This window comes from Butyrivibrio proteoclasticus P6B7, from assembly GCF_000622085.1.
GTDB lineage: Bacteria > Bacillota > Clostridia > Lachnospirales > Lachnospiraceae > Butyrivibrio > Butyrivibrio proteoclasticus_A.
In genome coordinates this window covers 185,819-200,300 of sequence record NZ_JHWL01000003.1, presented here as the reverse complement: position 1 = coordinate 200,300, position 14,482 = coordinate 185,819, and the positions used below count along the sequence as shown (strand labels likewise).

Sequence of the window (14,482 nt, the reverse complement as noted above, 5' to 3'; positions counted from 1 at the left end):
ATAAAAAAGCTACAATGCACAGGATTTAAATTCTATGCACTGTAGCTTTCGTTAAATATCAGTATTAAATGGCTTTCGTTCTATCAAACTCTCTCAACACCGATTGTAACCTTCTCGCCGTTGATATCCCACTCCTTAGCATTAGCTACATCAGAGCCATAAACGATCTCGTTAGCAAGAACCTTTGTTGAGATGCTGTCAGCATTAGCCTTAACGATCTCAGCAAGCTTGTCGTTACCGTTAAGAGAAACCTTGATGTGATCCATAACCTCAAATCCAGAATCCTTACGCATTGTCTGAACCTTAGAGATTACTTCAAGAACAAATCCTTCTCTTACAAGCTCTTCTGAAAGGTTTGTATCAAGAACAACTGTGATTCCCCAGTTCTCCTGAGATACGAAGCCCTCTTTCTGAGCCATCTCGATAAGGAGGTCTTCCTTAACAAGCTCTACATCCACATCGTTAACTGTGAACTTGATTGAACCGTTTGTATTAAGCTCGTCCATAGTAGCATTTCCATCAAGACCCTCAAGGTAATTCTTGATTGCTCCGATGTTCTTACCATATTTAGGTCCAAGAGTCTTAAGCTGTGGCTTAAATGTATAGCTTGTAAAGTCGCGAACGTCATCTGTGAATGCTACGTTCTTAACGTTAAGCTCATCTCTGATGATCTCAGTGTAGAACTCACCTACAGTCTGCTCAGCCTTTACATACATCTGGCCGATTGGCTGACGGTTCTTGATGTTAGCTGCGTTTCTGGCTGCACGTCCAAGAACAACGATATCAAGAACTTCTTCCATGTCCTTCTCAAGCTTAGTATCGATGAGGCTCTCATCTACTGCAGGGAAGTCGCAGAGGTGAATTGACTCTGGAGCATCCTTGAAGCTGTTGCGAACAAGGTTCTGATAAATCTCCTCAGTCATGAATGGAACCATAGGAGCTGCTGCCTTACATACAGTTACAAGAGCTGTATAAAGTGTCATGTAAGCAGAAATCTTATCCTGCTCCATTCCCTTAGCCCAGAATCTCTCACGTGATCTACGTACATACCAGTTAGACATCTCGTCAACGAAGTTATCAAGTGCCTTACCAGCCTCAGGAATTCTGTAATTAGCAAGGTTCTCATCAACTGCCTTCACGCAGCTGTTGAGCTTACTAAGAAGCCATTTATCCATAACTGTGAGCTTATCAAGCTCAAGCTTGTAGTTAGCTGCATCAAATCCATCGATGTTAGCGTAAAGTGTGAAGAATGCATATGTGTTCCAAAGTGTTCCAAGGAACTTACGCTGTCCTTCCATAACTGCATCACCTGAGAAACGGCTTGGAAGCCAAGGTGCTGAGTTAGTGTAGAAGTACCATCTGATAGCATCTGCACCATATTTTTCAAGAGCGTCGAAAGGATCTACTGCGTTACCCTTTGACTTACTCATCTTCTGTCCATTCTCATCCTGAACAAGGCCAAGAACGATAACGTTCTTGAATGCAGGCTTGTTGAAAAGAAGTGTTGCCTCTGCGTGAAGTGAGTAGAACCATCCACGTGTCTGGTCTACAGCCTCTGAGATAAACTCAGCAGGGAACTGCTTCTCAAAGAGCTCCTTATTCTCAAATGGGTAGTGAAGCTGAGCAAATGGCATTGCTCCTGAATCGAACCAGCAGTCAATAACCTCTTTTACTCTGTGCATCTTCTTACCGCACTTAGGACATGTGATCTCAAACTGATCAATGTATGGTCTGTGAAGCTCGCAGGTCTCAGCTGATGGATCTCCTGAAAGCTCAGCAAGCTCTTTTCTTGATCCTACAGAAAGCTGGTGACCACAGTCATCGCACTCCCAGATATTAAGTGGTGTTCCCCAATATCTGTCACGGGAAATACCCCAGTCCTGAATGTTCTCAAGCCAGTCTCCGAAACGTCCCTTACCGATTGACTCTGGAACCCAGTTGATCTCTTTATTATTGCGGATAAGGTCTTCCTTAACCTCAGTAACCTTAATGAACCAAGATGAACGAGCATAGTAGATAAGTGGTGTTCCACATCTCCAGCAGTGTGGATAATCATGCTCCATCTTAGGTGCGCCAAAGAGAAGGCCTCTCTTATCAAGGTCCTTAAGAACCTCTGGATCTGCACTGATAGCGCCCTCATCCATTTCCTTCTGTGTTGGCTTACATCTCATGCCAGCAAAAGGAGTCTCTGGCTTAAGCTTACCTTCTGAATCTACCATCTGTACAAGTGGAGCGTCATACTTACGACCAACTCTTGCGTCGTCTTCACCGAATGCAGGAGCGATATGTACGATACCTGTACCATCTGTCATAGTTACGTATGTATCACAGTAGATAAAGAAGCACTTCTTGTGCTGCTTCTCAGCTTCGTCAGCTGCACACTGGTAAAGTGGCTCATACTCTTTGTACTCAAGATCTGTTCCAACGAATGTCTCAAGAACCTCGTATGCTGGCTTATCCTTATCTTCCTTGTCAAGTAATGTGCCGAGTACGTTGTCTGCAAGTGCTGCAGCGAGATAATATACATTTCCATCAACAGCCTTAACCTTGATGTACTTCTCATCAGGGTTTACGCAAAGACCAATGTTAGAAGGAAGTGTCCAAGGTGTTGTTGTCCATGCAAGGAAATATGCATCCTCATCCTTAACCTTGAAACGAACAAGAGCTGAACGCTCCTTTAATGTCTTATAGCCCTGTGCTACCTCGTGTGATGAAAGAGGTGTACCACAGCGTGGGCAGTAAGGAACTACCTTAAAGCCCTTGTAAAGAAGGCCCTTCTTCCAGATTTCATTAAGAGCCCACCACTCAGACTCGATGAAGTTGTCATCATAAGTGATGTATGGGTGCTCCATATCAGCCCAGAAACCAACTGTGCCAGAGAAGTCTTCCCACATTCCCTTATATTTCCAAACAGATTCCTTACACTTCTTGATGAAAGGCTCCATTCCGTATTCTTCGATCTGCTCCTTGCCGTCAAGACCAAGCATCTTCTCAACTTCAAGCTCAACAGGAAGACCGTGTGTATCCCAACCAGCCTTACGAGGAACTGTATAGCCCTTCATTGTGCGGTATCTAGGAATCATATCCTTGATGGCACGAGTAAGAACGTGTCCAATATGTGGCTTACCATTAGCTGTTGGAGGGCCATCATAGAACATATACATTTCACCCTTGCTACGGGTATCAACACTCTTCTGGAAGATGTCTTCTTTTTTCCAGAATTCTTCAATCTTCTTTTCTCTGCCGACAAAATTCATATCAGTATCGACTTTGTTATACATTGTGAAGCTCCTTTCTTGCATTAAAAAACCTCGTCCTTTGTAAAAAGGACGAGGTAAAATTTACTCTCGTTATACCACCTGTTTACACATACGCGCCAAAGCAAAAACCTTGGTTGAATACGCTTCCCGTTAACGCCAGGATTCACGGCAAGAATCTACTAATAGTTTCGATCCTGCAGCTCGGAAGTGATTTTCGTATAGCTATTACTTGCACCAGCTCGCACCAACCGCCGGCTCTCTGAAGGCTTCATATGCTACCTACTGTCTTCGTCACAGCTTTTTATATCATATTAACGAACATTCTACTATGAATTATTTGTTATTGCAAGAATAAAAAAATCCCCGACCACATATAGTAGTCGAGGATTCTATGTACACAATATCTATCACTTTTCTTCCAGTGCCTTGTAAACACAGGCTGCGCGAGCAAATTTACGATACACAAACATTATAGTCTTTTTCAGTTATATTGGCTATTCAGGGAAAGAAACTTGTGGCTTATTATTTTTATTTATTATGGCATGTTTGATATAATGATAATATAGTAACATTGTATCGACACAAAGAGGTTCTATTATGGCGACGAAAAAGAATCCCAACAAAGATGTCTATATAAGCGACGTAGGCGTATATCATAGCAACAAATCAAAACAAACCTTTGTTTTTGTTCTCTTATGCAGAATTCTGAGCATCGTTATGGCCATTCTAGGCTTAGCAGCCTTTGTTTCTGGTAATTTCTGATTATCTCATGAGAGGATAAGTTATGAGTGATTTTAAAAAAAGAACTTACGAAGTCATAGAAGTCTCCAGCATAGGTGATGCCTCCAGCAGAGCCTATGATGTTCTCATGACCACAACTGTCATTGTTGGCATGATTCCTTTGACTCTAAAGGCCGATAATAAATATACCTTCTGGATTGAGATTCTCACAACGATAATCTTTCTTATCGACTACATTGCCAGAATTTACACTGCCGATTATAAGATGGGTTACAAGAGTGTCAAAGCCTATATTGCTTACCTCTTTACTCCTCTTGCTATTTTTGATTTTCTTTCACTGGTTCCAGCAATATATCTTTTTACCCCGGTATCATCAACCATTGGCCTGTTCAGACTCTTTAGAATATTCCGTGTTCTAAAGCTTGTGCGCTACTCCAAGACCATGGTTGTCATAGCCAACGTCCTGCGTAAAGTAAAGAAGCAGCTTATGGCTGTACTTATATTGATCACGCTCTATATCTTTGTATCCGCAATGCTCATATTCCAGCTAGAGCCAGATCTTTTTACCAACTTCTTTGACGCGCTATACTGGGCCACAATCTCCATTACAACCATAGGTTACGGAGACATTTCCCCAACCACTTCGGTAGGCCGCTTTATAACCATGATCTCCGCCCTTGTTGGCGTAGCAGTCATTGCTCTCCCAACAGGTATCATTACAGCTGCATACATGGCAGAGATCAGTAGAAAGAAATCAAAATACGAGCTATAAACCACAATAATAGCCCCATTACACCAGATAGTGATGTAATGGGGCTTTATTAGATTTAAAGGTATTTCATTAAGGTCTCAATATCTTCTCTTGTGGTTGCCCAATCCGTGGCAAGTCTTATAACCGTATGACTGTCATCAGCCTTCTCCCAGAAGCCATAGCCAACATGCTTGGACAGTTCTGCCAGCTTGTCATCCTCCATAGTAATGAACTGCTGATTGGTTGGAGAATCGATGTAAAGCTGATATCCCTTCTCCTTAAGGCCTTCTCTTAAGAGCTCAGCCATCTCAATGGCATTTCTGCTGATATCCATATACAGATTGTCTGTAAATAACGTATCAAACTGAAGTCCCAAGAGCCAACCCTTAGCAAGAAGTGCGCCGTGCTGCTTGATTATAGGCACCGGATGCTTTGTTGGTACGCCATTTGGAAATACAACAGCCTCTCCAAAAAGAGCTCCCACCTTAGTTCCGCCTATATAAAAAACGTCTACAAGATTTGCAATGTCTTCAAGGGTCACGTCAGTTCTTTTGCTCATAAGACCGTAACCAAGCCTTGCTCCGTCAAGGAACAAAGGAATCTTGAACTCCTTGCAGACTCCCGAGATCTCTTCAAGCTCTGCCTTGGAATAAAGTGTTCCATACTCTGTAGGATGAGAAATGTACACAGCTCCAGGGAAAACCATATGCTCGTGATTATCATCAGCATAAAAATCTTCGATGAGCTTTTTAAGGTCTGATGCATTAATCTTACCCACCTGGTCAGAATAGACAGCTCTTTTGCCATTCTCTGTGTTAGGAACCTCGTCAAAGCTTGGAAGTGTCAGGACCTTGTGTCCGGAAAACTCGATGGCTCCTGCCTCATGGGCTGCCACATGTCCTGTCTGCGCGGCAACCACGCCCTCGTAGGGTTCAAGGAGCATGTCGATAATGGTCTGATTAGTCTGGGTTCCACCCACCAAAAAGAACACATCCGCATCTTTTTTATTGCAAGCTGTCTTGATTTTATCTGCAGCGCTCTTGCAATATTCGTCTGTACCATATCCCACGATCTGCTCGAAATTTGTCTCCTGAAGTCTCTCTAAAAGCCTTGGGTGAGCGCCTTTCGTGTAATCACTGGAAAAAGAAATTCTGCCTTCCATACCCTTTATCCTCACAAAATTTTTTTCTTGCAAAATTCGATTGTAAACAATCGATAAACCGTTTATAAATTTATTCGAAAGAGACCGCAGCGTAATCAAGGACCTCTTCAAGAGCCTTTACAAATCCCTCAAGACCCTCTTTATCTTCTTCAGAAAATCTGTTAAGGCTTGGGCTATCAATATCAAGAACCGCAACAACCTTGCCATCTCTGTGGATAGGCACTACGATCTCAGAGTTTGATGCACCGTCACAGGCGATATGTCCTGCAAACTCATGGACATTTGGTACAAGCATTGTCCTATCTTCTCCAGCTGCAGTTCCGCAAACGCCCTTTCCAAGCGGAATTCTGATGCAGGCAACCTTTCCCTGGAATGGTCCAAGTAAAAGCGATCCCTTGTCCATCACATAGAATCCAGCCCAGTTAAGGTCCTCTAAATTCTCAAATAAAAGCGCTGAAGCATTGGAAAAAACCGGAATAAAAGATGGTTCATCCTCAGCCAGCGCTTTGATCTGCTGTGTCAGTAGCTTATAATCTGTCATAATCGATACTCCTCTAATAATCTGTTTCCAAGTATCAATTATTCTAGCATTAAATTACCTTGTGCACAATTATTTTCCATTTTTCTTTTGAGCAATCATAATAACAATGAAGCCTAAGAGCATTAGTCCGAAGCCCGCAGGCATCTTCAAGTTTCCCAAAAGGGATGCACAAACAAAAGACATCAATAATTCTCCCATACTAAGTATCTATAATTCACGTATTTGCACGCCTGTATCTATAGTCCGTCACAGATTACATTTCGTCAACCACCTGATAGATCACGAACTTAAGGTAGTAAGATGCTGCTCCGCCTACAAGAATAGGGTGATCAGCGGCCTGCTGTCTGAACTCGATCTGGCGAAGTCTCTTGTGGGCGTCCCTTGCTGCCTCTTTTATAGTCTTAAGGAAAAGCTCTTCGTCCATGAAGTGTGAGCAGGAGCAGGTTGCAAGATAACCGCCATCCTTAACCAGCTTCATTCCACGCATATTGATCTCTTTATATCCTGTTGTAGCCTTCTTGATAGAAGCACGTGACTTGGTAAATGCTGGAGGATCAAGGATTACTACGTCGAACTTCTCTCCCTTTCTCTCAAGCTCAGGAAGAAGCTCAAATACATCGGCGCACTGGAAACTTACTCTGTCCTGTACTCCGTTAAGTCCAGCATTCTCTCTTGCCTGTTCGCATCCAAGGTCAGAAGCATCAACACCAAGAACTGATGACGCTCCGCCTGCTGCCGCGTTAAGAGCAAAAGAACCTGTATGAGTAAAGCAGTCCAGAACCTTCTTACCCTTGCAAAGGCCTCTGATTGACTGTCTGTTAAACTTCTGATCAAGGAAGAATCCTGTCTTCTGCCCATTTTCAACATCTACAAAGTACTTGATACCGTTCTCTTCAATAAGAACCTTGGTATCAAACTCTTCACCGATAAAGCCCTTAGTTCTCTCAAGTCCTTCAAGTTCACGGACCTTGGCATCGCTACGCTCATAAATTCCGCGGATAGTAACGCCGTCCTCCTTAAATACATCCTTGCAAGCACCAAGAATAATATCCTTCATTCTGTCTGTTCCAAGAGCCAGAGACTCGATTACAAGCACATCAGCAAACTTATCAATTGTGATTCCTGGAAGGAAATCAGCCTCTCCAAACACAAGTCTGCAAGAAAGCTTAGTATAAGCCTCACCCATATCCTTGCATCCATCAGACAAAAGAAATCTATCGACATATTCAGCCATGACAGCCTTTCTGTATTCCCAGGCTGCCTTAACCCTTGTCTTAATGAGCTCTTCATTTACTGGGTGATCCTTCTTACGAGACATCATTCTGACTCTTATCTTGGAATTAGTGTTGATCACTCCATAGCCAAGGAAATAGTCATCGAAGTCGTGAACTTCTACCACATCTCCATTTTCAAAAGAGCCCTTAACACTTGCTACCTCATTATCATATATCCAGGCTCCGCCTGCCTTAAACTCACGGCCTTCGCCTCTTTTGATCATTACTACCGCTTCAGAAACTACTATCTTGTTGTTCTCCATGTTTTCCCTTTTCCTAAGATTTTTAAATTAATGCAGATTTTTTTATAATTACATGTTGACAATACAACAGATTTAGTCTAAAATCAATTCGTTGTCGCAATTACTTCGACAAACAAATGCGATAGTGGCGTAGTTGGTAACGCGCGACCTTGCCAAGGTCGAGACCGCGGGTTCGAGCCCCGTCTATCGCTCTTCAAACTAAAAGATATCTTTTGTTTGTTAACTTAATAAACGCGATAGTGGCGTAGTTGGTAACGCGCGACCTTGCCAAGGTCGAGACCGCGGGTTCGAGCCCCGTCTATCGCTCTAAAAAAACCTCAGACATGTGCCTGAGGTTTTTCTTTGTTCTTCAATTTTCTTTTATCAATCTTTACTTACATTTCTTATCACAAACAGTGTTCCCACCATCATCACAATTCCTACCGCAAGACAAACCGCCCAGTTTCTCACGAATCCTGAAACGATGTATGCTACAAAGGATACAATTGCAGCAGTCATAGCGTATGGAAGCTGAGTTGAAACGTGTTTAATGTGATCGCACTGAGCTCCGGCACTGGCCATGATAGTTGTATCAGAAATAGGTGAACAGTGATCTCCACATACAGCACCAGCCATACAAGCTGAGATTGCAATGATCATAAGCTCATTATTCATATTTGATCCAAATACATTAACAACTATAGGAATGAGAATACCAAAGGTTCCCCATGAAGTTCCTGTAGCAAAGGCAAGGAAAGTAGCAATTATAAATACCAGTGCAGGAAGAAAACTCATTAAAGCGCTATTATCAGCAAAGTTTCCAAAGATACCTGCTACATAAGTGGCAGCTCCAAGAGAATCTGTCATTGACTTAAGAGTCCATGCAAAGGTAAGAACAAGTACCGCAGGAACCATACTCTTAAAGCCCTCAGGAATTGAATTCATGCACTCTCTAAAGCCAAGTACTCCCGTGAGCTTAAAGAATACTATTGTAAGCACAAGAGCTGCTACAGAGCCATATACAAGTCCAACGGAAGCATCTGATCCAGAAAATGCATCTACAAAGCTTTCGCCCTCAAAGAATCCGCCTGTATAGATCATTCCGATTACGCAGCAGATAATAAGGGAAACTATAGGGAAAATAAGGTGCATAACCTTACCCTTTATAGATACTGGAGGATTAGGCTGATCGCTGGCACCAAGAAGTCCTTCACCTTCTCCAAAGTTCTGCATGATATCTTTTACCTTAATATGCTTCTCAGCCTGCTTCATTGGGCCGTAGTCGAATTTCATGTAGGTAAGGCCGAACATCATGACAATAGTAAGGAGAGCGTAGAAATTATAAGGAATAGCCCTTACAAAAAGAGTAAGGCCATTTACTCCATCCACGAAGCCGGTAACAGCTGCTGCCCAGGAAGAAATTGGTGCAATGATACAGATAGGAGCAGCGGTTGCATCAATAAGATAAGCCAGCTTTTCTCTGGAGATCTTGTGTTTATCAGTAACAGGACGCATAACAGATCCAACTGTAAGGCAGTTAAAATAGTCATCAATGAAGATAAGCATACCAAGAATAACTGTGGCAACCTGTGCTCCAGTCTTGGTCTTAACATGGGTTACAGCCCATTTACCAAAGGCAGCTGAACCACCAGCTCTGTTCATAAGCATTACCATAGTTCCAAGAACAACAAGGAAAATCAGGATTCCCACGTTCCATGGATCAGAGAGCTGAGCAACCATACCGTCTACAAATACATGCTGAATTGTTCCCGTAAAACTAAAGCCAGAGTACAATGCTCCGCCCACTATAATACCGATAAAAAGTGAGGAATAAACTTCTTTTGTGATGAGAGCCAGCACAATAGCGATAATTGCAGGAACTAAGGACCAGAAAGTTTCGATAAACATACAATTCTCCTCCGCGTTAAAGTGATAAAGCTAGTCTTATTATTTTACGAATTATTATTTGTTGTCAACAAAAAATGGGAAAAAAAAAACTGACTTAAGAATATTCTTAAGTCAGTCCCTATGATATCAATCGAGGCGACAGGATTCGAACCTGCGGCCTCCGCGTCCCGAACGCGGCGCTCTACCAAACTGAGCCACGCCTCGAAATAAGTTAATGCCTACCGAATTAGCAAGCATTAACGATTATATCAATCCGCTGTATTTTCTGCAACTTCTGAGGATTCCTGCTGATTCTCTACTACTTCTTTTTCCTCAGTTTCTTCTGTCTTATTCTCAGTTGTATCCGCTTTTACCTCATCCTTAAGGTCCTCAAGAACGATGGCCATCATATCATCACTTGATGGATTCTCCATGGTTGATACTCGTCTTGCCTGGTTAGTAATGATCTCCTCAAAGAGATTACGAACCTCTCTTGCGTTAGCAAAGTTATCGATGTGCTCAAGTCTCTTGGCATTGATAAGAGCTCTTATCTGGTGCTTAACCTCCTCATCAACCTTGTAATCGTACTTATCACAGTTCATGTAGAAGATTTTCTCAAGATCGTCGATGCTGTAATCAGGGAATTCAATGTACTTGTTGAATCTGGACTTAAGACCAGGGTTACTGTCAATGAATTTCTCCATAGGCTCTGTGTATCCGGCAACGATAACCACAAAGTCATCACGGTTATCCTCCATAGCCTTAAGGATTGTATCAATAGCTTCCTGACCAAATGGATCGTCCTTCTGTGAAAGGGCATAGGCCTCATCAATAAAAAGAACTCCGCCCTTAGCCTTGGCGATCTGCTCCTGAGTCTTAATTGCAGTCTGTCCAACATAACCAGCTACAAGACCTGATCTGTCTACTTCCACCAGCTGGCCCTTAGAAAGAACTCCGATCTGCTTGTAAATCTTAGCTATGATTCTGGCAACAGTGGTCTTACCTGTTCCAGGATTACCTGTAAACACAAGGTGAAGTGATACTGGAACTGACTTAAGTCCCTGTTCCTTTCTGGCCTTCTGAACCTTAACAAAAGCTGTAAGCTCTTTTACGTCAGACTTAATTGTATCAAGGCCAATGAGCTTATCAAGGGTCTCCATTGGATCCTCTTCTGGCTCATCACTTTTCTCTTCCTCCTGAGGAAGGTTCTTATCAGCTGCAAAAAGAGCTTTCGCCTCCTTAAGAGCTTCATTGGCATCCTTAACTGGATCTCCTGAAGAAAATTTCTCTTTTTCTTCTGTCTCAGAAACCTCTTCCAGAACCTTATCCATCTCTTTTTCAGTGTCATCTAAATTGAGGTTAAAGTCATTGCCCTCTTCGAAGGCTCTGTCGATTTCCTTCTGTATTGCTTCATCCTTCTTGGTATCTCCTGATGATGTAGGAGTACTTGAAAAGAAATCACTATAAAGACTTCCAAGAAGGTCCTTCTGCATATTTGTAATCTTGTTAAGTGTTTCTAATTCTTTTTCCCTTGAATTACTCATAATTCCCAATAATACCTTATCCACATATATACTGAAATTTAGGTGCGTTTTCCACATTTCGCACGCTACTTATCCATATTAACACAAGGCGACATATCCTAAAAGGACATGTCGCCAAAATTATAATTATCTTAAGTTAATCCGCCATCAGCGGTCATCTGACAACCATCAGTCGTCGAGGAACCATCCGTTTCTTGTAAGGAATGTTCTGTTAGTTACAAGAGAATCGATATCATAACCAATTACTTGTGAATACTTAGACTTGTAAGTACCAGCCTGGTTAGTATCAATGTACTTGTAAACATCGTAGGACTGCTTCTTGGAACCATCAAGATTCTTAAGTCCCTGTGCAATATGGCTTTCCATCTCATGAGCATCATCTGTCTCTCTAAAGAGAATGAAGCTTGTGATATATGGGTTATTCTGTGCCATTGTGAATGCATATGCAATTGATGCTGCCTGGTACTCCTCACCAAAGCTTGATGTATAACCGATCTCAGAAAGTGAGATTGCTCTTACCTGACCAGCAGGATTGAGGAATGAAGCCTGGCACATATAATCTGTTAAAAGATATATATTCTCGATTGTAATGTAAGGTGTAGTAAGTGATGTGCTTACATACTGTGACTGCTGCTTCCATGCATATGGATCAAACAGTGGTGCATTGTATGGGTGAACTGAAAGTGACCAGTCAACATTACCTTCACGGTTCATGTAGTAGTTGAATCTATCAAGATATTCCTTAGCAAGGAAGCATCCTGGGTTAGACTTTCTGTTCCACTCCTGATCGATGGAGTTGAATACTCTTGCATTGGCGTTAACGCCCTTGATCTCGTTGTAGAAAATTCTGAAGGCCTTAACATACTCGTTAACGTTGAGCTCAAGGTTAGTTGAGTTCATGTAGTACCACTCTGTTCTGGCATTAACTTCGTTACCGATAACCCAGTTATCAACTGTACCAAAGCTTCCACCAGAATATCTCTGAGCAAGGAATGCTGCGATAGCCTTAAGGTGCTGTGTACCGCCATCTTCCTTAGTGTTCATTGCATAGCCAGGGCAAACATGTGAATCTCTTGAAAGAGGATGAATAAGATCTGCGCCAGCTTCTGTCTTGTTGTTAAGAATTGTAAGTGTAAGCTGGAATCCATTGATAGAGCACCATCTTACGAATCCATCATACTGAGCAAGTGCTGCTGTGTTGAACTGATATGTAACACCGTTGTAGTTAAACTCTGTAGTGTTTCCATCAGATGAAGGTCCTACGATATCACCCATGTAAAGGTTGTAGACCATCTGCTTAACACCAAGATCCTTAAAGGTGTCTGCGTTAGCATCGTTAGGAAGAATTCCCTTGATACCATGATCATTTCTTGCAACTGTCTTAGACGCAATAGCCTCTGGGTTAGTGATATAGTGCTCATCACTTACCTGAACCATTGAACCGCCACTCTTAACTGCTACAAGGAATTTTTTACTAAGAACTGATTCTGATGTATTGTAACCAAGATCAAAAGTAAAGGATGCGCTACCAGCTCTCTGTGTAGTAGCAACCACCTTACCTGTTGTTCCATCCTGGTATACCTCATCAGCGTACAAGTAATATTTGCCATCATCTGAACCAGGCAAAGAACTTGCAGAAACATTTACAACTACGCTGCCCCCGGAAATAACGCATGAATCGATAGATACTGGTCTACCTGCTGCCTCTACCACATTAAGGCCATCATGCTTAACATAGGTGTAGCTTCCAGCTGCGCAAACCACTGTTAAAGCGGCCATTACTGCGCCCATAACCTTTTTGAAACCTAATCTCTTTTTCACAACAATCCTCCAGTGAATATTAGATATATTTTTGTGATATCAGGAAATATCACGAATTAACTATACTTCCCACAAAACTTCTGACGGCTTCCTCGTCATTTGCATGAAGTGCACTTTTTATTGTAAGGGAATCTTCCAATATTGTCACGTTTTTTAAATTTGCTAATTTTTCCGTCATGAGCTTAACCGTTGCTGGAGCCCATGTTCCGTTCTGTGCAAGGGCAAAAATCCTGTTCTGAACGCCAAGGGCAATACAGTCACTTAAGAAGCTCTCCATTGGTGGATAGATTCCGTTGTTGTAGGTTGGACACATAAGAACTATCTTCTTACATCTCCACACCTCGCCAATAAGATAGGACACATCTGTTCCGGAAACATCATAGACCTTCACATTCTTGGATGTCTGAGCGCGAAGCTCTGAAGCCACCGCCTCTGCAGCACTGGCTGTATGTCCATACAAGCTTCCGTAGAACACAACTATATCGTCAGTCTCTGCCTCATAAGTGCTCCACTTCTGGTACTTATCAAGCAGATACGCAATATCTTTTCTCCAAACCGGCCCATGGAGGGACAAAAGCATCTTGATATCAAGACCCTGCGCCTTCTTAAGCACCGCCTGAACCTGCATTCCATACTTACCAACGATATTGGCATAATATCTTCTTGCTGAATCAAGGAAATCCTTCTCATAGTCATATTCATCAGCAAAAAGCCCACCATCCAAAGCTCCGAAGGTTCCAAATGCATCCGCGCAAAGAAGCGCTCCAGAAGCATCGTCGTAGGCCATAAGGACCTCTGGCCAATGAACCATAGGTGCAGCCACAAAGTGGAAGGTATGATGACCTGTCTCTAAGGTATCACCCTCTTTTACCTCAAGTCTCTTATAATCCTTGGCCTCTTCAAAGAACTGTTCCATTATCTGGAAGGTCTTGGCACCACCAACTATTGTAACTTCTGGGAAAAGAGCTATCACTGTGCTGATAAGTGACGCATGATCTGGTTCCATATGAAGAACAACAAGATAGTCCAGCTTCTTGCCCTTAAGAACCTCCTTCAGATTCTCAAGATACTGATCTGATATGGAAATATCTGCAGTATCAAAAACAACCTTTTTGTCATCATCAACAAAATAGCTGTTATAAGAAACACCCTCTGGAACTGGGAAGATATTCTCAAAACGTTCAAGCCTTCTGTCACTTCCACCGATCCAATATATATCCTTTGTAACTTCTCTAAAACCCTTCATGGCAGAACCCCCT

9 protein-coding genes, 3 tRNA genes and 1 other annotated feature are annotated in these 14,482 nt (G+C 42.4%); of the genes, 3 read left to right on the top strand and 9 right to left on the bottom strand.

Going from position 1 to position 14,482, the window contains the following annotated elements; all coding sequences use genetic code 11:
* Window positions 1-83: 83 nt before the first annotated feature.
* Window positions 84-3,281, bottom strand: a complete 3,198-nt coding sequence (gene ileS / locus T541_RS0104105) for an isoleucine--tRNA ligase (RefSeq protein ID WP_026651479.1) — start codon at window positions 3,279-3,281, stop codon at window positions 84-86.
* A gap of 41 nt (window positions 3,282-3,322) precedes the next feature.
* Window positions 3,323-3,564 (bottom strand) — a binding site (T-box leader).
* A 480-nt stretch (window positions 3,565-4,044) separates the two neighbouring features.
* Here ileS and T541_RS0104095 point away from each other — a divergent pair.
* Window positions 4,045-4,773 carry an ion transporter gene (locus tag T541_RS0104095; protein ID WP_051538083.1) on the top strand — a complete coding sequence of 243 codons (729 nt, stop codon included), beginning with the start codon at window positions 4,045-4,047 and terminating at the stop codon, window positions 4,771-4,773.
* Between the two features lie 55 nt (window positions 4,774-4,828).
* Here the strand turns inward: T541_RS0104095 and T541_RS0104090 are convergent, their stop codons facing one another.
* The 3 genes from T541_RS0104090 to T541_RS0104075 all read right to left on the bottom strand — a co-directional run bounded on the left by T541_RS0104090 (window position 4,829) and on the right by T541_RS0104075 (window position 7,992).
* The gene (locus T541_RS0104090) at window positions 4,829-5,914 is read right to left on the bottom strand and encodes a threonine aldolase family protein (protein ID WP_026651477.1); all 1,086 of its coding nucleotides are present in this window, start codon (window positions 5,912-5,914) and stop codon (window positions 4,829-4,831) included.
* Window positions 5,915-5,984: 70 nt separating this feature from the next.
* Complete coding sequence (locus T541_RS0104085) at window positions 5,985-6,455, bottom strand: GAF domain-containing protein (RefSeq protein WP_026651476.1); 471 nt, start codon at window positions 6,453-6,455, stop codon at window positions 5,985-5,987.
* Between the two features lie 253 nt (window positions 6,456-6,708).
* Complete coding sequence (locus T541_RS0104075) at window positions 6,709-7,992, bottom strand: class I SAM-dependent rRNA methyltransferase (RefSeq protein ID WP_026651475.1); 1,284 nt, start codon at window positions 7,990-7,992, stop codon at window positions 6,709-6,711.
* 118 nt (window positions 7,993-8,110) lie between these two features.
* Between T541_RS0104075 and T541_RS0104070 the strand changes: the two genes are divergently transcribed.
* Window positions 8,111-8,183 (top strand) — tRNA-Gly (locus T541_RS0104070).
* Window positions 8,184-8,225: 42 nt separating this feature from the next.
* Window positions 8,226-8,298 (top strand) — tRNA-Gly (locus tag T541_RS0104065).
* Window positions 8,299-8,355: 57 nt separating this feature from the next.
* On the opposite strand, the gene T541_RS18780 is transcribed toward T541_RS0104065, so the two are convergent.
* The 5 genes from T541_RS18780 to T541_RS0104040 form a co-directional block, all read right to left on the bottom strand.
* Window positions 8,356-9,879, bottom strand: a complete 1,524-nt coding sequence (locus T541_RS18780; RefSeq protein ID WP_034465970.1) for a Na+/H+ antiporter NhaC family protein — start codon at window positions 9,877-9,879, stop codon at window positions 8,356-8,358.
* Between the two features lie 130 nt (window positions 9,880-10,009).
* Window positions 10,010-10,083: transfer RNA gene (locus T541_RS0104055), tRNA-Pro, on the bottom strand.
* Window positions 10,084-10,127: 44 nt separating this feature from the next.
* Window positions 10,128-11,402: an AAA family ATPase gene (locus T541_RS18775; protein WP_081779853.1), complete on the bottom strand. Its 1,275-nt coding sequence runs from the start codon at window positions 11,400-11,402 to the stop codon at window positions 10,128-10,130.
* Between the two features lie 168 nt (window positions 11,403-11,570).
* On the bottom strand, window positions 11,571-13,223 hold the full coding sequence (locus T541_RS0104045; RefSeq protein ID WP_026651474.1) for a DUF5722 domain-containing protein: 1,653 nt from the start codon (window positions 13,221-13,223) through the stop codon (window positions 11,571-11,573).
* Between the two features lie 49 nt (window positions 13,224-13,272).
* On the bottom strand, window positions 13,273-14,469 hold the full coding sequence (locus tag T541_RS0104040) for an FprA family A-type flavoprotein (protein WP_026651472.1): 1,197 nt from the start codon (window positions 14,467-14,469) through the stop codon (window positions 13,273-13,275).
* Window positions 14,470-14,482: the final 13 nt, after the last annotated feature.